The sequence below is a fragment of the Mycolicibacterium houstonense genome (assembly GCF_900078665.2).
Taxonomy (GTDB): domain Bacteria; phylum Actinomycetota; class Actinomycetes; order Mycobacteriales; family Mycobacteriaceae; genus Mycobacterium; species Mycobacterium houstonense.
Genome location: NZ_LT546207.1, coordinates 2,951,494 through 2,968,875 on the forward strand (window position 1 = coordinate 2,951,494; position 17,382 = coordinate 2,968,875).

Sequence of the window (17,382 nt, forward strand, 5' to 3'; positions counted from 1 at the left end):
GCGCGGTGTCGGCGGTGGCGCGTCGCAGCAGGTGCTCCAGCACCGCCTGCTCCCGCCCTTCCTCGCCGGTCTCGAACTCCAACTTGCCGCGGAGCACGTCGATCACGGTGGCCAGGTCCACCACGCGAGCCACCGGATCGTCCTCGCCGAGGATCGCCGAGCGGTGCCGTGCCGAGGCGGCCACCGTCTCGGCCGCGGCGATCGCGAACCGTGCCGACACCCCGGAACGCTGGTCGATCGAACTCGACTCACGCAGATTGCGGGCGAACCGGGCCAGCACCGCGAGTAGGTAATCAGGCACCTCGGCGGCCAATTGGGCCTCCTGCCGGATCACGCCGACCTCGTCGTCGATCTCCAACGGGTAGTGGGTGCGGATCTCGGCGCCGAACCGGTCCTTGAGCGGCGTGATGATCCGGCCGCGGTTGGTGTAGTCCTCCGGGTTGGCGCTCGCGACGACGAGCACGTCCAACGGCAGCCGCAGGGTGTACCCGCGGACCTGAATGTCGCGCTCCTCCATCACATTGAGCATCGACACCTGAATGCGCTCGGCCAGATCGGGCAGCTCGTTGACCGCCACGATGCCGCGGTGCGCCCGCGGGATCAGCCCGTAGGCGATCGTTTCCGGGTCACCCAGGCTGCGCCCCTCGGCCACCTTGATCGGGTCGATGTCGCCGACGAGATCGGCCACGCTGGTGTCCGGTGTCGCCAGCTTCTCGGTGTAGCGCTCGCTGCGGTGGCGCCACTCGATCGGTAGGTCGTCCCCGGAATCGGCGGCCCGGCGGATCGACTCCGGCGTGATCGGGCTGTATGGGTGCTCGCCCAGTTCCGACCCGGCGATCACCGGCGTCCACTCGTCGAGCAGACCCGTCAGCGCGCGCAACAGCCGCGTCTTGCCCTGGCCACGCTCACCGAGCAGCACCACGTCGTGCCCGGCGATCAAGGCCCGTTCCAGCTGCGGGATCACCGTGTCGTCAAATCCCAGGATGCCCGGCCACACATCGCGACGGTCCGCGAGCGCGGCCAGCAGGTTCTCCCGAATTTCGGCTTTCACGCCCCGCTCACGATGGCCGGAGGCACGCAGCTCACCGACGGTGCGAGGCAGATCCTTGGGTTGGCTCACCACTCCACGCTACGACTGAACACGCGCACACACATCGCCACCCGCCAGACTCGAGTACTCGGGGCCGCTCGCGGCCGCGACCCGCCGCGCATGACCGCACCGCCCGACATAGTCGTTGTCCGAGCGCCGAGACCGGTAGTCTGCGCCCATGCCGTTGGCTAGCGGTCAGGAATTCGCAGGGTTCACCATCGTGAAGTTGGTGGGCACTGGTGGCATGGGCGAGGTCTATCTGGCGTCCCACCCACGGTTGCCCCGTGAGGACGCTCTCAAGGTGCTGCCCATCAGCGTCAGCTCGGACGACGAATTCCGGCAGCGGTTCATTCGCGAGGCCGACATGGCCGCCACGCTGTGGCACCCGCACATCGTCGGCGTGCACGACCGCGGCGAGTTCGAGGGCCGGTTGTGGATCTCGATGGATTACGTCGACGGGCATGACGCCGCGCGACTGCTCCACGACCAGTACCCGTCGGGCATGCCGGCCGAGGATGTCGTCGAGGTGGTCACCGCCGTCGGCGATGCGCTGGACTACGCGCATCAGCGCAAGCTGCTGCACCGCGACGTCAAACCGGCCAACATTCTGCTCACCAGCAAACAGGGCGCCAAGCGTCGCATCATGCTCACCGACTTCGGCATCGCGCGTCGCGCCGATGAGGTCAACGGGCTCACCTCGACCAACATCACCGTGGGCTCGATGTCGTACACGGCACCCGAGCAGTTGATGGGCCAGCCGCTCGACGGCCGCGCCGACCAGTACTCGCTGGCCGCCACCGCCTACCGTTTGTTCACCGGCGCCCCGCCGTTCGCGCACAGCAACCCGGCAGTGGTGATCAGCCACCATCTGAACTCCCCGCCACCGAAGCTCGCCGATACGAAACCCGAACTGGCCGTGTTCGATTCGGTGATGGCCAAGGCCCTGGCGAAGGACGCCAAGGACCGCTACGAAACCTGCCATGACTTCGCCGTCGCACTTGCCGAGGCGGCCACCAAGACGGTCCCGGTGGCACGCCCGCCCGCACCGGCCCACGAGCCGGCCCCGCCGACCACCCCGCTGATCATCCCGAAGACGGTGCCCCCGCCGCCGACGCCGCTGTCGCCGTCGAACCCGCGGCCCATGCCACCGTCGGAGCCGCCGGTGTTCACCTCGTCGTGGGCCGGCAACGAGACCTCATCCAGCAAACCTGTCGCGAGCCAAGGGCCGGTCGGCATGCAAGGCCTGAGCGGACCGCCTGCACCGGTGGGGCCGCCGGGGCCGGGCGGTCCGCCGCAGACGAACTTCCGGCCGCCTCCGCTGCCCCACACCCCGCTCCCCCAGAAGTCGAACAAGCGACGCAACCTCGTCATGGCCGCCGCCGCGCTGGGCGCGGTGATCTTGCTCGTCGGCGGCATCACCGTGGCCATGACCTCCGGCGGCGACGACAACGGCGGCGGCGGCGGCGGCGAGACCACGTCAGCGGTGGCCACCGACACCAGCCCCGCGTCGACGTCGGCCTCACCCAAGGCGGCCGGCACCCACGCCTTCACGATCGCCGACTACATCAAGCAGAACGGCATCGTCGAAACCCCGGTCCACCGTGGCGATCCGGGCTCTCCGACGTTCAACATGCCGACCCCGCCGGGCTGGATCGACGCCGGCACCCGCACCCCGGACTGGGCCTACTCGGCGATCGTCAACGATCCGGCGAACCCGACCGATCCACCGTCGGTCATCTCGCTGATCTCCAAGCTGGCCGGCAACGTCGACCCCAACAAGCTGCTCGAGTTCGCACCCAGCGAGCTGCAGAACCTGGCGGACTACAAGCCCGAGGGCGACGTGACGCGCGGAAACATCAGCGGGTTCCCCAGCGTGCATCTGGGCGGCACGTACGCCAAGGGCGATCAGCGTCGCGCGATCACCCAGACCACCGTGGTGATCCAGGCGCCGGGCAACGTCTACGTTTTGCAGATCAACGCCGACGCACCCGAACGCGACCGGGGCGCGCTGGCCGACGTCAACAAGGCAATCGAGGGCCAGGCCACCATCACGCTGCCCTGAGCGGGAGGTACTTCAGGTACCCAGTACCCTTGGTACCGTGAATTCGCTCGATTGGCGTAGCCAGCCGGCCACCGTGAACTTCGGCCCCGCATCTCTGCAGTCCAGGGCACTCGGCTGGACCACCGCGATCTTCGTCCGCCCCTTGCTGGGTCTGCTGACCCTGATCGGCCTGGGTATCAACCGCGTCTCCCCCGCGCTGCTGCAGCGGGCCCGCCTCGATGTCATCGACAAGCCGCTGCGGGTCATCAAGCCGCTGCCCGGCACCGAGGTGACACCCGTGGCGCTGGCCAACTGCCCGGCGGAATGGGTGATCGCCCCCGAGGCCCGCGACTCCGATCGGGTGATCGTGTACCTGCACGGGTCGGCACTCGTCACCCTCGGCCTCAACTCACATCGGCGCTTCGTGTCCAAGCTGTCGGCCACCACCGGCGCGCGCGTGCTCAACGTCGGCTACCGGCTGGCCCCGCAGGCCGACATCGACGATGCCGTCGCCGACGGCCTCGACGGGTACCGCCTGGCACTGTCGCTCGGATACGCCCCCGAAAAGATTGTCCTGGCCGGGGATTCGGCCGGTGGACTGTTCGCCGCCGACACCGCGCTGGCCGCCCGCGACGCCGGGCTACCGGTGCCCGCCGGGCAGGTCCTGCTGTCACCGCTGACCTCCTCCGACATGGACCTGAAATACCGTGCCCTGCAAGAGCATCGCGACGTGATGTTCCCGTTCATGACGGTGAAGTTCATCTACGACGTGTTCGCCACCGTCAACGGCACCCGGCCCACCCCGGTGATGCCGCCCGAGGCCGACCTGCACGGGTTGGGTCCGTTCCTGCTGCAGGTCGGCACCCACGAGATGCTGTTGAACGACACCTTTGCCCTGGCCGACAAGCTGCAGGCCGCCGGTGTGCCGGCCTGGGTTCAGGTGTGGGACAGGGCAATGCACATGTTCCAGCTCAGCTTCGACATCAACCCCGATGCGCGCCGCGCGGTCGAGGAGATCACCTCGTTCATCGCATATGCGACCACCGAGGCCGAGGACGAAGTCAGCGCGTAGGGCTGTTGGCGTTGCCCGCGAGTGCGCGCGCCGCGTGCATACGGCCTGTCTGCGCCTGCGCGTGCGCCGCTTTCTACATGTGGGCGGTAGATCGCGTGGCTCAGCGACCCCTAGGTAAAAACCGGTGAGCGGCCGCGTCGACCGACCCCGCCGCTTTCTACCTGCGGGCTGTCACGCCTGCGCGATCACGCCCCCTAGGTAGAAACCGGTGGGCGGCCGCGCCGACCGTTGATCCACAGCACGCGGTTCATCCCCAACGCCAACCGATGAACGTCGGAGCACCGTTGATCCGTCGGGCGCGCTGTCGACCATCGGTAGCCATGAACCTGCCATTCATCGGACCCGAAGCGCTCGCGGCAGGGGTCCTCACCCGGGGTCAGCTGCGATGGCGTTACGCCGCGGCACATCCGCGCGTGTATCTGCCGAAGGACACCGTCCGAACACTGCACGCCAACACCATGGCCGCATGGCTGTGGACCGGCCGCCGCGGAATCGTCGCCGGGCGCGCGGCCGCGGCACTACACGGTGCGCAATGGGTCCACGACGACGCCCCGGTCGAACTGATCACCGAGCACGGGCGTCGCCGACCCGGCGTCATCGTGCGCGAGGAACGCATCCGGCCCGACGAAAACTGCCGGATCGGCGAATTCAGCGTCACCACACCGCTACACACGGCGCTAGACCTCGCGCGCTTTCTTCCGCGGGACCCGGCAGTTGCTCACCTCGACGCGCTGGCCATCGCGACCGGCGTCGAAGCCGAGCACGTGCTGGAACTCGCCGCGCGGTATCGCGGACTACGTGGAATTCGAAGCGCCCGAACGGCACTCGACCTGATGGACGCCGGTGGGCAGTCACCGCGGGAGACCTGGCTGCGGCTACTGCTCATCGACGCGGGTTTCCGCCGGCCACGCACGCAGATCCGGGTCAGCGACAGTTTCAGCGAGGCGTTCATCGACATGGGGTATGACGACGTCAAGGTGGGCCTGGATTACGAAGGTAAGCACCATGCCGCGGATCGACCGCGGTACGTGCACGACATCGGCCGCGGTGAACTCATCGAACGCGAAGGCTGGATCGACATCCGCGTCGTCGCCGAGCACAGCAAGACGTTCATCCTGCACCGCGTTCGAGAGGCGTTTGCCCGGCGTGGCGCTTCACCGTTTCCCACACCCGGGTCGTGACGCCACGACGGTCACAGCCCGAGCGTAGGAAACGGCGCAAAGCCCAGCGGTTAATGCGCGAAATGCCTTGCCCCGGTGAGGTACAGCGTGATGCCCGCAGCCTCGGCGGCCGCGGTCACCTCGGCGTCACGCACCGATCCACCCGGGTGCACGACGGCCTTCACGCCGGCGTTCGTCAGCGTCTCCAGGCCGTCGGGGAACGGGAAGAACGCATCGGAGGCCGCGACCGCACCGGCCACCCGATCCCCGGCGCGCTGCACTGCCAGTCCGGCCGCGTCGACGCGATTGACCTGCCCCATACCGACACCCACGGTGGCGCCGTCCTTGACGACCACGATCGCGTTGGACTTCACCGCGCGGCAGGAGCGCCAGGCGAACACCAGATCGCTCAGCGTCTCCGGGTCGGCCGGCTCGCCGGTGGCCAGCGTCCAGTTGGCCGGGTCGTCACCCTCGGCGTCCAGTGCATCGCGCTCCTGCAGCAGCACCCCGCCACTGATCTGGCGCATCTCGATGCCACCGACCAGCGGCTCGGAGGCCACCAGGATCCGGATGTTCTTCTTGCGGGCCAACACTTCCACCGCACCGGGCTCGTACGCCGGGGCGATGATCACCTCGGTGAAGATGTCGGCGACGGTCTCGGCCATCTCGACGCTGACCTCGGTGTTGGCGGCGATCACGCCACCGAACGCGCTCAGCGGGTCACACTCGTGGGCCTTGCGGTGGGCATCGGCCACCGACTTCGAGGAGATCGCGATGCCACACGGGTTGGCGTGCTTGATGATCGCCACGCAGATCTCTTCGTGGTCGAACGCGGCCCGCCACGCCGCATCGGCGTCGGTGTAGTTGTTGTAGGACATCTCCTTGCCGTGCAACTGCTCGGCCTGGGCCAGTCCGGGCCACGCGGAGTCGTCGCGGTAGACGGCGGCCTGCTGATGCGGGTTCTCGCCGTAGCGCAGCACCGCGCTGCGGTGCCAGGTGCCGCCGTACCACTGCGGCAGCTTCTGGGCGGGCTCTTCCGGCGCCAGCGTCGACCCCATCCAGCTGGCCACCGCCACGTCGTACTCGGCGGTGTGCCGAAATGCCAAGGACGCCAAGATCTTCCGCTCAGCAAGAGTGAAGCCTCCGGCCCGCACGGCGGCCAGCACCCCGTCGTAACCCAGCGGATCGACGACCACGGCCACACTCGGATGATTCTTGGCGGCCGCCCGGACCATCGACGGCCCGCCGATGTCGATCTGCTCGACGCACTCGTCCACCGACGCCCCGGATTCCACGGTCTCGGAGAACGGATACAGGTTCACGACCACCAGCTCGAACGCCTCGACCTCGAGCTCGGCCAGGGCCGCAACGTGCTCGGGCTTGCGGGTATCGGCCAGCAGACCGGCGTGCACGCGCGGGTGCAGGGTCTTGACGCGGCCGTCGAGCACCTCGGGAAAGCCCGTCACGTCCTCGACCGGGGTGACCGGAACACCTGCGGCGGCAATGGTTTTCGCAGTCGACCCGGTGGAGACGATGGCCACGCCCGCCTCGTGCAGGCCGCGGGCCAGATCGGCCAGGCCGGTCTTGTCATAGACACTGATCAGCGCTCGCCGGATCGGTTTCTTCTCGCTCACCCTATGGTCGCCTTTCGTCCAGTCCAGGTCACGCCGCGGGTTGCCAGCGCGGCCAACACATCAACCAGCAGTCGCCGTTCGACCACCTTGATGCGCTCGTGCAAAGTCTCTTCGGTGTCATCATCGAGCACCTCGATGGGCTGCTGGGCCAGAATCGGCCCGGTATCCATACCTGCGTCCACGAGATGCACCGTGCAGCCCGTCACCCGCACCCCATAAGCCAATGCTTCGGGCACCGCATGCGCCCCCGGGAAAGCCGGCAGCAGTGCGGGATGGGTGTTGACCACCCGGCCCGGAAAACGGGAGAGGAATTGACCACCGAGAATCTTCATGAACCCGGCCGAGACCACCAAATCGGGCTCGTGTTCGGCCGTGGCGGCGGTGAGCGCGGCATCCCAGGCGCCGCGGTCGGGGTAATCCCCCAGCCGGACGGTGTAGGACGGCACCCCGGCCGCCGATGCGATGTCCAGGGCAGCACATTTGCGGTCGGTTCCGACGGCGACGACGCGCGCCGGGTAGTCGTCGACGGCGGCAGCCAGTAGCGAGGCGAGCAACGACCCTGTCCCCGAAGCCAGCACTACCAGCCGTGCCGGAGCACTCGGAGGTACTCGTAGCGGTTGCTGCACGCGCAGCAGCCTAGTCGCCCGCGCGACGCGGCTGATCGCCGGTCACTGGGTCGTCGGGCAGGTCGTCGACGATGAAGTGGTCCTCGGGATCGTCACCGAGGTCCTCGTAGGTGCGGGGACGGCGCTCGTAGACGGTTTCCGGCTCATACTCGGCGTCATATTCGGCCTCGGACTGCGGCTCGTACTCCGGCTCTTCAGCAGGCGGCTCCTCGGCCGACCACGACACCAGGGGTTCGCCGGGTTCGAGGTCCGGCTCGGGGTCTGCCTCGAGGTAGACGTCCTCGGCTTGTTCGGGCGCAGGCTCGGGCGTGTCGTCGGCTTCGGGTTCCGGTTCGGGCTCGGGCTGGGGCGCCGCCACAGGGCGGGGCTTGCGGGTCAGGCCACCGGACATGGCCACCGTCAACCCGCCGATCNACTGAAAGTGGCCAGCCCGATGTGGGCACTGGAGCCAACGGCGATCGCCGAGGTCCCCACGATCACGTTGGGGATGTAGAGGATCGACAGCAGGGTCAGGCTGAGCTGGCCGAACAGGCTGTCGGTGATGGCGAACAGGTCGTGCATGGTGCCCCAATGCACCACCAGTGAGACCGCGGTGACCGCGCCGGACAGCCCGAATAGCGCCAGCACCCCGGCCACTGCGGCGCGAAGGGCGTCGGGCAGCCAGCCGGGCAGCGGTGAAGCGGCCAGGGTGCGCCGGCCCACCTTCGAACCGACGCCGATGACGGCGCCGATCGCGTGGACCACCAGCACGCTGGTGAAAGCGCGCAGCGCACTCGGGGTCTGCAGTTCGCCGATCACCGAGGCGGCGTCATGGATGACGGCCAACAGGATGGCCGCGATGAGAATGGGCCCGCCGAGGGCGGAGGCCACCACCCAGCGGGTGACGAACCAGGAGGTGTTGGGCGCGGTGGCGGCGGCCGTGGTGCGGGCGGTGCCCCAGATCATGGCCAGCACCGGCAGCAGCGGCATCACTCCGAGTTCGCTGCCGCCGATCGAAACCGGCACCTGGTGCACGCCCAGCCACATGCTGGCGATCGCACCGAATGCGCCCGTCATGTCACTGTTGGCGATCAGCAGCTGCAGCAGCACAACCGCTGCGATGATCACCAGCGCGACGACCGAGGGCCCGAACGCGACCCGGAGCAACTCGCGTGCCTGACGGGTGCCGACTGGCCGGTTACTCACTAGCTGGGCTGCTCCTCGCAATGATCGGCGCGTGCGCGGGCAGCGCACGCGCCGATCAGCTTACGACGGCGCGGGGCCGGATTGCTGTGAGGACGACTGCTGTGCCTGCTGTTCTGCCGGGAAGGCAGTGGTGGGCGCCGAGGAGCCCCCCTGCTGCGGCTGGCCGTAGGTCGGGTAGCCCGTCGGAGGGGTCGGCGGGCCGCTCGGCTGCTGCCCCTGCTGGCCCTGCGGCGCCTGGATCGGGAATCCTCCGGTGTTCTGGCCGGAGTAGCCGCCGTACTGCGACGGGTAGCCGGGGCGCTGCGGCTGAGCCTGCTGGTAGGGCTGGCCGCCGACCTGCGGCTGGTGCTGCTGCCCGTAGTACTGCGACGGACCGCCGTACTGGCCGTACTGTGCCTGCTGGTCGAACTGCGGCTTGGGCGCCGGAGGCGTGAGGACGCCGGCGTCGAACAGCAACGCCGTGATCGCGGCTGCGGCCTGGATCAGGGTGAGCGCGAGGATCGTCCACAGCGCTCCGCCGACCTCGCCGTCGATGGAGAACACGACGTAGACCGACACCAGGAGCGCGGCGACGCCGAGTACCGCAGAGACCGCGGTGTAGTTGTTCTGCTTCGGCAGCAGCCCGACGCCGGCCAGCAGACCGCCGAACAGGGCGATCAGGAGCAGCGCGGGCACGAGGGTGGTGAGGTACACCGCCTTGGCGTCGATGCCGAAGCCCACCAGGAAGGCGATGATGCCGGCGCCGGCCGCGACGCCGAGCAGGATCGCGGAGAGGTTGTTCTCCCGAGGCGCGGCCGCGGGAGCCTGGGCGGCGGGCACCGACGCAGGGGCGGCCTTGGCGAACTGCTGAGTCGCGTCGAATTGGGAACCCGACTGTGGCGCTGGCGGGTATCCGGGGTTACTGGGCGGGTAGGTCATGACCTCTCCTGTGCTATCGAGCTTCGCGACGTGTTCACGCAGGCATGAATACCGACCACGTGAGCGATTCGAGCTTCCACGCTAGCGCACCCGACGGAGTGCTGGTCGGGCCTGCTGTGTGTCAGAGCGGTCTCAAGCTGATACCAGTACGGGTGCGTCGGCGGAATCCGTTTCGGCGGCCTCGATTTCGCGGACGAGCGGCAACACCTTGGCGCCGAAATATTCGATTTCCTCTTGGAAGTGTAGGAATCCGCCGAGGATCAGGTCGACGCCACGTTTGCGGTATGCGGCAATCCTTTCGGCGATCTGCTCAGGGGTTCCGATCAATTGGGTGCGGAAGCCGTCGTTGTACTGCACCAGGTCCTCGAAGCTGGAATCGGCCCACATACCTTTCTTGTCGCCCGTGGAGTTGCCGGCTTGTTGCACGGCATTGTGGAAACCCTCGACGGCGGGTTTGTTGGCCTTGGCGATGATCTCTTTGAGGACTTCTTTTGCCTCTCTCTCCGAGTCCCTCGCGATGATGAACCCGTTGAGGCCGAACTTGACTTCCCGGTCGGCATTGCGAGCATGGTCACGTACCTCGACGACCTGCTCGGTGATGCCGTCGAAGCCTTTGCCGTTGGAGAAGTACCAGTCGGCGTAGTACCCGCCGTTGCGGCGCGCTGCCGTCGAGTTGCCACCCTGGAACAACTCCGGGTTGGGTCGCTCAGGGGTATTGAGCGGCTTGGGCTTGAGGGTGAAGTCGTGGATGCGGTAGAAGTCGCCGCGGAAATCCACATCGTCCTCGGTCCAGATCTTTCGCAGCACCTGGAGGAACTCCGCGCTGCGGCGGTACCGCTCGTCGTGTTCGAGCCAGGGCTCACCCAGGTGGGTGAACTCGTCCTTGAACCAGCCGGAGACGACGTTGACGGCGAAGCGGCCGTTGCTGAGGTGATCGGCGGTCGCGCCCAGCTTGGCCAGCACCGCGGGCTGCCACAACCCGGGATGGACGGCCGCGATGACCTTGAGTTTCTGAGTGGCAAGGAGCAGCGCAAGGCTGAAGCTGGTGGACTCGTGCTGGTACTCGGCACCGTAGCTGGCCTCGTAGCGAACCTGGCTCAGCGCGTACTCGAAGCCGTTGTTCTCGGCGGTCTGCGCGAGCTTCTTGTTGTATTCGTAGTTCCAGTCGGTGCGCTGCTCGATGTCGCTGGTGACCAGGCCGCCACTGACGTTGGGCACCCAGTAGGCGAACTTGACGTGGTCGGCGATGCGTTCGGTCGTCATGCCGGTGATCCCAGCAAACGGTTCCGCGCACGTCGCGGGTATCGCTCGCGGTGAAGTTTTCTCCTTCCGCCGGAGACTAACGAGACGGACCGTCTTGCTACTGGGACTGAAACACGTTCTAATTCTGGATATGGACTATGGGCTCGTTCTCTTCACCAGCGACCGCGGCATCGCCCCGGCCAAGGCCGCCAAACTCGCCGACGATCACGGTTTCACGACGTTCTACGTGCCCGAGCACACCCACATCCCGATCAAGCGGCAGGCCGCCCACCCCACCACGGGTGACGAGACCCTGCCCGACGATCGCTACATGCGCACCCTGGATCCGTGGGTGTCGCTGGGTACCGCGTGCGCGGTGACCGAGCGGGTGCGGTTGTCGACGGCCGTCGCGCTGCCTGTCGAGCACGACCCGATCACGCTGGCGAAATCGATCGCCACCCTGGACCACCTGTCCGGCGGGCGCGTGTCGCTGGGCGTCGGATTCGGTTGGAACACCGACGAACTCGCCGACCACAACGTTCCCCCGGGCCGCCGCCGCACCATGCTGCGCGAGTATCTGGAAGCCATGCGCGCGCTGTGGACCGAGGAAGAAGCCTCCTATGAAGGCGAATTCGTGAACTTCGGGCCGTCCTGGGCGTGGCCCAAGCCCGTGCAGTCGCACATCCCGGTGCTGGTCGGGGCCGCCGGCACCGAGAAGAACTTCAAGTGGATCGCGAAGTCGGCCGACGGCTGGATCACCACGCCGCGCGATTTCAACATCGACGAGCCGGTCAAGCTGCTGCAGGACACGTGGGCCGCGGCCGGGCGCTCCGGCGCCCCGCAGATCGTGGCGCTGGACTTCAAGCCCGACCCCGAGAAGCTGGCCCACTGGCGCGAGCTGGGTGTCACCGAGGTGTTGTTCGGCCTGCCGGACAAGTCCGAGGCCGAGGTGTCGGCGTACGTGGAACGGCTCGCGGGCAAGCTCGCCTCGCTGGTCTAGTTCTGGATTTGCCGCATTAGCCGGCTCGCGCCGAGATCAACGCCATGGTCGTAAGAGTTCGAGGGGAACGACCATGGCGTTGATTTCGTGGGTGGTCGGCGTGATATCAGGTTTCCAGCCCTAGCACCTCTACCCCCGACGGCTACGCCAACGTCGCGGTGTTCCGCTTCTCCCCAGATGTCACGATGATCGACGCGCCGAGTGGCTCGCCGTCCGAGAGCAGTTCCACCAGCGCCTCGTCGGTCGTCGTCGCCAGGAATCGGCTGCCGTCGGAATCCAGGCGTCCGATGATGATGCCCGTCCGCGGCGTCCAGTCATAACGCACGGTGTACGTCTCGATAGTGGCTGGGCCGTCGGCCTTTTCGGTGATGGCAATCCGATCCTGAGCGTTGAACTTCTCCTGCAGAGCGGCGCTGTCATCGGCCGCCCAATCGGCGGGCTCGGTGGAGTAGATACCGACGGAGTACTTGCTGGCGATACCGCCATTTCCCCCGACAAGCGCGAACTGTCCCGGCTTCTCTCGCATTTCGCTGACGGCCTCGGCGATGCCGTGCATCGAGTAGTTGTTGCCCGGGCCGCCGAAGAAGGGCAGGCCGCCGGTAAGGGTCAGACCGCGTTCATCGTCGGTGGCCAGGCCGGTGCCGTCGCAGATGTTGAACACCGGGAACGGGAAGCAGCTGTAGAGGTCGAAGGCCGCGATGTCGTCGAGCCCGATGCCGGCGACGCGCAGTGCCTCCTTCACCGCGATGATCGCGGCCTCGCTGTAGCCGAGGTCGGCGCGCTCGAGAAGTTTGATCTCCTTCATGTCGGCGTGCCCGCGCAGGTATACCCACTTTTCTTCGGGCACACCGAGTTTCCGGGCCGACTCGACGGACATCAGCAGTACGGCCGCACCCTGGTTGACCTGGTCGCGCGCCACCATCATGCGGGGGTACGGGTCGCAGATCATCCGGTTGCTCTCAGTGACGGTGGCCAGCTCTTCTGCCGAGCGCTCCACCGGGGCAGATGAGTACGGGTTCTTGGCCGCGACTTTGGAGAACGGTGCGAACAGCTCGGCCATCGCCTGCCGGTAGTCCGCCACGGACACGCCCAACCGGGCCCGGCGGGCATTCTCCAGCAGGCCGTATTGCACCGGGGCGCCGATCAGTCCGTGCTTGACGGTGTACTCGTCGAAAATGCCGTCATAGCCGTAGCCGCGGTCCTCCAGCTGACCGTCGATGGTCTCGGAGTGATCGGGCTTGTCGTCGCGCTTGGAGAAGTGGCGCAGCGTCGAGGTGTTCTCGGAACCGAACAGCAGCACCACCTCGGCCTCGCCTGCCGCGATGGCTGCCGAGAACTCGGTGACGAGATGCTGGGGGCTCTGGCCGCCGATCACCTCGAGGATGGCGCGGGCCGGCTCGGCGCCAACATGGCGCGCCACCGAGCGCGGGTAGTTGTTGGACACGCCCAGGGTCACCGATTGCGGACCGGAGATCTCGAACTGGCGCGTGCCCGCCACCGTGTCGATGGCTTGGGCCACGGCGGCGGTGTCCGCCCCGCAGTCATGGAGCGCGGCCCGGGCCGCTTCGGTGGCCAACTCGACCGAGGACATCCCGCGGTAGCCATCGAGATCGATGCGTTCGGTGAACTGCCCGACGCCGACGATGACAGGGGTGCGCGGATCGACCATGACAATCTCCTTGACAGGTGTTAATTCGTGAGGCTAACGGACTGCTGCCAGCAGAGTGAAATCGGTGCCACGAAGACCGAAGCGGAGCAACCAGCGTCGTCGATTTCCACGCCTTAGTCGTTCTCCGCAGCGAGTACAGCCCAGGCGCAGAAATCGGCGGGACGGCATGGCCACCTACCAGCGCACCTTGACGAGGCTGTCACTTAGTGACACATTGGTGCTGTCACTAAGTGACAAGTTCTGGAGGTGAGCGATGGGCGACAAGCAGGACCAGGCCCGTCTCGCGGTGTCTCGGCACGCTTGCGCGTTGTTCTGGGAGCGCGGCGTCGCAGGCACCAGCGGTGACGACATCGCCGCGGCCGCAGGGCTTTCCACCCGAACGATCTGGCGCTACTTCCGCGCCAAGGAAAGTTGTGTCGAACCAGTCCTGGCCAAATCGGCCGACCGCTTCATCGCCATCTTGAACCGCTGGCCACATGAGCTGTCTTTGTCCGAACACCTTGCGGCCGACGGTGTTTCACACCCGCTGACCCCTCAGGATGTCGAGGACGAGGTCAGCGCGATGCGGATCGCCACCATGACCAGCTCAGAACCGGCCCTGCGTACGTCGTACCTGATGGTCCATGACCGGATGGAGCAGGGTTTCATCCCGGTGATCGCCGACCGGCTCGGTCTGCCCGAAGCGGATCTCACCGTGCGACTCTGCGCGGCCGCTGTCACCGGCGCGTTCCGCGTCGTCGACGAGGACGTCAGCGTGGCGGTGATCGTCGAAGGCAAACAGGTGACTCAGGAGCAGGCCCTGGCCTTGATCGACCGCGCCATCCGGGAAGCCACCAACGGGCGCCTCGGCGGGCCCGTGGCGTCCTGAGCACAGCCGAAAGAGCTTGTCCGCACCCGCGAAAGGAGCGTCATGGCGTTGCCCGAACTCATCTCGGTAGAGGAATTCTTCAGCCCGCCCGAGCGCACCGGCGCCAGAATCTCGCCCGACGGAACCAAGATCGCCTATCTGGCGCCGTGGAAGAACCGCCTCAACGTGTGGGTTCAGGACCTCGACGGTGACGCGCCACCGCGGTGCGTCACCGCGGACGAGACCCGCAGCGTGTACATCTACCACTGGACCGACGATCCGCGGTGGCTGCTCTACCTGCAGGACACCGGCGGTGACGAGAACTGGCACGTCTACCGAGTCGACCTGGAAGATCCGGACTCTGCCGCCGTCGACCTCACGCCGTTCCCCGGCTCTCGGGCAGAGCTCGAGCTACCCAAGGGCCGGCCCGGCAAGGCCGTCGTCCAGATCAACAACCGCAACCCGGAACTGCTCGACGTGTACGAGCTCGACGTGGCCACCGGTGAACTCACGCTGCTCGCCGAGAATCCGGGCAACGTGTTCAGCTGGCTGTCCAGCCGCACCGGCGAGCTGTTCAGTTCGACGCTGACGGCCGACGGCGATGTCGAACTGTCGCAATGGGTTCCGGAGACCGGCTCGCTGCGGACGATCACCACCTTCGACGGGACCGACTACCCGCTGGGCATCTACCCCATCACCATCACCCCGGACGGCACCGGAATCTGGTTGGGCGCCAACACCGGCACGGACCGCACTCGGTTGGTCCGTATCGACGTAGCCACCGGTACCGAGACCGAGGTGGACAGCCACCCGACCTACGATCTGGCCGCGCAGATGATGCTGCCGTCACCGGTGATCATCAGCGAGCGCACGGGTGAGCTGATCGGCGCCCGGTATTACGGGGAACGCCAGGTGATCCATGCGCTCGACCCGAATTTCGCTGCGGTACTGGAGAATCTGACCAAACTGTCCGACGGCGATCTCGGTGGACTCTCCTCCGACGACAGCGGACAGCGATGGGTCGTCAACTTCACCCATGACCGCGACCCCTGGGTCACCTACCTCTACGACCACACCACCGGCGAGAACAGGCTGCTGTTCCGACCGTATCCGAATCTGAATTCAGATTCGTTAGCACCGATGACGCCGGTGACGATCACCGCACGCGACGGGCTGGAACTGCATGCGTATCTGACCCTGCCCGCCGGAATCGAGCCGACCGACCTACCCATGGTGCTGCTGGTGCACGGCGGCCCGTGGTCCCGCGACTGCTGGGGCTTTCAGCCCGACGTGCAGATGCTGGCCAACCGCGGATATGCGGTGCTGCAGGTCAACTTTCGCGGCTCGACCGGCTACGGAAAGGCCTTCACCAAGGCCGCGATCGGTGAGTTCGCGGGCAAGATGCACGACGACCTGATCGACGCGGTGGACTGGGCCGTCAAACAGGGTTACGCCGACCGCGACAAGGTGGCGATCTTCGGCGGCTCCTACGGCGGCTATGCCTCGCTGGTCGGGGTCACGTTCACCCCGGATGTCTTCGCCGCGGCCATCGATTACGTCGGCATCTCCAGCCTGGCAAACTTCATGCGCACGCTGCCGACGGTGGCCCGGCCGTTCCTCGCCACCAACTGGCACCTCTACGTGGGTGACCCGAATGACCCGGCCCAGGAAGCCGACATGCTGGCCCGCTCCCCCATCACCAAGGTCGATCAGATACGCACGCCGCTGCTGGTCGTCCAGGGCGCCAACGACTCTCGCGTCGTCCAAGCCGAATCCGACAACCTGGTCGAGGCATTACGCCAGCGCGGCGTCGACGTCGAGTACATGGTCAAGGACGACGAGGGCCACGGCTTCCTCAACCCGGACAACCAGATCGACATGTACCACGCCGTCGAGCGATTCCTGGCCGAGCACCTGGGCGGCCGCGTCTGACCAGCTCCACAAGAAAGGCCCCCGCCGTGGCGGGGGCCTTTCCGTTGTAACGACTTACAGGCTTTCGAAGAGCTCGCGAGCCAGCTTGGCGGTCTCGGACGGCGTCTTGCCGACCTTCACACCGGCGGCCTCCAGGGCCTCCTTCTTGGCCGCGGCGGTGCCCGACGAGCCCGACACGATGGCGCCGGCGTGGCCCATGGTCTTGCCCTCCGGCGCGGTGAAGCCCGCGACGTAGCCGACGACCGGCTTGGTGACGTTGGCCTTGATGTAGTCGGCGGCACGCTCTTCGGCGTCGCCACCGATCTCACCGATCATCACGATGATCTTGGTCTCGGGATCCTTCTCGAACGCCTCGATCGCGTCGATGTGGGTGGTGCCGATGACCGGGTCGCCGCCGATGCCGATGGCGGTCGAGAAACCGAGATCGCGCAGCTCGTACATCATCTGGTAGGTCAGGGTGCCCGACTTCGACACCAGACCGATCGGGCCCTTGCCGGTGATGTTGTTCGGCGTGATGCCGACCAGCGACTCGCCGGGGGTGATGATGCCCGGGCAGTTGGGGCCGATGATGCGGGTCTTCTGCCCCTTCTCGACGTTGTAGGCCCAGGCATAAGCGCTGTCCTGCACCGGGATTCCCTCGGTGATGACCACCAGCAGCGGGATCTCGGCGTCGATGGCCTCGATGATGGCGTCCTTCGAGAAGGCCGGCGGCACGAAGGCGATCGACACGTCGGCGCCGGTCTCCTTCATGGCCTCGGCGACCGATGCGAACACCGGCAGCTCGATGTCGTTGCCGTCCTTGTCCTTGTGGCTGACCTTGGTGCCGGCCTTGCGCGCGTTCACGCCACCGACGACCTGGGTGCCGGCCTTGAGCATCAGCGCGGTGTGCTTGGTGCCCTCACCGCCGGTGATGCCCTGGACGATGACCTTGGAATCCTTGTTCAGGAAGATAGACATTCTGGTTGG

The 17,382-nt window shown here is 66.9% G+C and carries 13 protein-coding genes and 1 pseudogene; 6 read left to right on the forward strand and 8 right to left on the reverse strand.

All coding sequences use genetic code 11. From position 1 onward, the window contains the following. Positions 1-1,120, reverse strand: a 1,120-nt coding sequence (locus tag BN4332_RS14880) for a sigma 54-interacting transcriptional regulator (protein WP_066899258.1), incomplete at its 3' end; no start/stop codon positions are given. 148 nt (positions 1,121-1,268) lie between these two features. Here BN4332_RS14880 and BN4332_RS14885 point away from each other — a divergent pair. The 3 genes from BN4332_RS14885 to BN4332_RS14895 all read left to right on the forward strand — a co-directional run bounded on the left by BN4332_RS14885 (position 1,269) and on the right by BN4332_RS14895 (position 5,384). Continuing rightward, positions 1,269-3,152, forward strand: a complete 1,884-nt coding sequence (locus BN4332_RS14885) for an LpqN/LpqT family lipoprotein (RefSeq protein ID WP_066899186.1) — start codon at positions 1,269-1,271, stop codon at positions 3,150-3,152. Between the two features lie 37 nt (positions 3,153-3,189). After that, on the forward strand, positions 3,190-4,203 hold the full coding sequence (locus BN4332_RS14890) for an alpha/beta hydrolase (RefSeq protein ID WP_066899189.1): 1,014 nt from the start codon (positions 3,190-3,192) through the stop codon (positions 4,201-4,203). Between the two features lie 320 nt (positions 4,204-4,523). Next, a complete protein-coding gene (locus BN4332_RS14895) occupies positions 4,524-5,384 on the forward strand; it encodes a type IV toxin-antitoxin system AbiEi family antitoxin (protein WP_066899191.1) in 861 nt (286 codons plus the stop codon). A gap of 50 nt (positions 5,385-5,434) precedes the next feature. Here the strand turns inward: BN4332_RS14895 and purH are convergent, their stop codons facing one another. From purH to sfnG, 5 genes and pseudogenes are all read right to left on the reverse strand, one after another. After that, on the reverse strand, positions 5,435-6,997 hold the full coding sequence (gene purH, locus BN4332_RS14900; protein ID WP_066899193.1) for a bifunctional phosphoribosylaminoimidazolecarboxamide formyltransferase/IMP cyclohydrolase: 1,563 nt from the start codon (positions 6,995-6,997) through the stop codon (positions 5,435-5,437). Then, complete coding sequence (purN, locus tag BN4332_RS14905) at positions 6,994-7,623, reverse strand: phosphoribosylglycinamide formyltransferase (protein WP_066899195.1); 630 nt, start codon at positions 7,621-7,623, stop codon at positions 6,994-6,996. The genes purH and purN overlap by 4 nt, the downstream gene beginning before the upstream one ends. 10 nt (positions 7,624-7,633) lie before the next feature. After that, a pseudogene (locus tag BN4332_RS14910) lies at positions 7,634-8,808 on the reverse strand (cell division protein PerM). A 60-nt stretch (positions 8,809-8,868) separates the two neighbouring features. Continuing rightward, on the reverse strand, positions 8,869-9,726 hold the full coding sequence (locus BN4332_RS14915; protein ID WP_066899197.1) for a DUF5336 domain-containing protein: 858 nt from the start codon (positions 9,724-9,726) through the stop codon (positions 8,869-8,871). Between the two features lie 132 nt (positions 9,727-9,858). Further along, on the reverse strand, positions 9,859-10,989 hold the full coding sequence (gene sfnG / locus BN4332_RS14920) for a dimethylsulfone monooxygenase SfnG (RefSeq protein WP_066899199.1): 1,131 nt from the start codon (positions 10,987-10,989) through the stop codon (positions 9,859-9,861). 130 nt (positions 10,990-11,119) lie between these two features. Here sfnG and BN4332_RS14925 point away from each other — a divergent pair, with 130 nt between their 5' ends. Further along, a complete protein-coding gene (locus BN4332_RS14925) occupies positions 11,120-11,968 on the forward strand; it encodes an LLM class F420-dependent oxidoreductase (RefSeq protein WP_066899201.1) in 849 nt (282 codons plus the stop codon). Positions 11,969-12,110: 142 nt separating this feature from the next. Here the strand turns inward: BN4332_RS14925 and BN4332_RS14930 are convergent, their stop codons facing one another. Next, on the reverse strand, positions 12,111-13,637 hold the full coding sequence (locus BN4332_RS14930) for an acetyl-CoA acetyltransferase (protein WP_066899203.1): 1,527 nt from the start codon (positions 13,635-13,637) through the stop codon (positions 12,111-12,113). A gap of 253 nt (positions 13,638-13,890) precedes the next feature. On the opposite strand from BN4332_RS14930, the gene BN4332_RS14935 reads away from it, so the two are divergent. Both BN4332_RS14935 and BN4332_RS14940 read left to right on the forward strand, forming a co-directional pair. Continuing rightward, positions 13,891-14,505, forward strand: coding sequence for a TetR/AcrR family transcriptional regulator (locus BN4332_RS14935; protein WP_066899205.1), 615 nt, complete (start codon positions 13,891-13,893; stop codon positions 14,503-14,505). Between the two features lie 42 nt (positions 14,506-14,547). Beyond that, complete coding sequence (locus BN4332_RS14940; protein WP_066899207.1) at positions 14,548-16,416, forward strand: S9 family peptidase; 1,869 nt, start codon at positions 14,548-14,550, stop codon at positions 16,414-16,416. 54 nt (positions 16,417-16,470) lie between these two features. Here the strand turns inward: BN4332_RS14940 and sucD are convergent, their stop codons facing one another. Continuing rightward, a complete protein-coding gene (sucD, locus tag BN4332_RS14945) occupies positions 16,471-17,373 on the reverse strand; it encodes a succinate--CoA ligase subunit alpha (RefSeq protein ID WP_066899211.1) in 903 nt (300 codons plus the stop codon). Between the last annotated feature and the right edge of the window lie 9 nt (positions 17,374-17,382).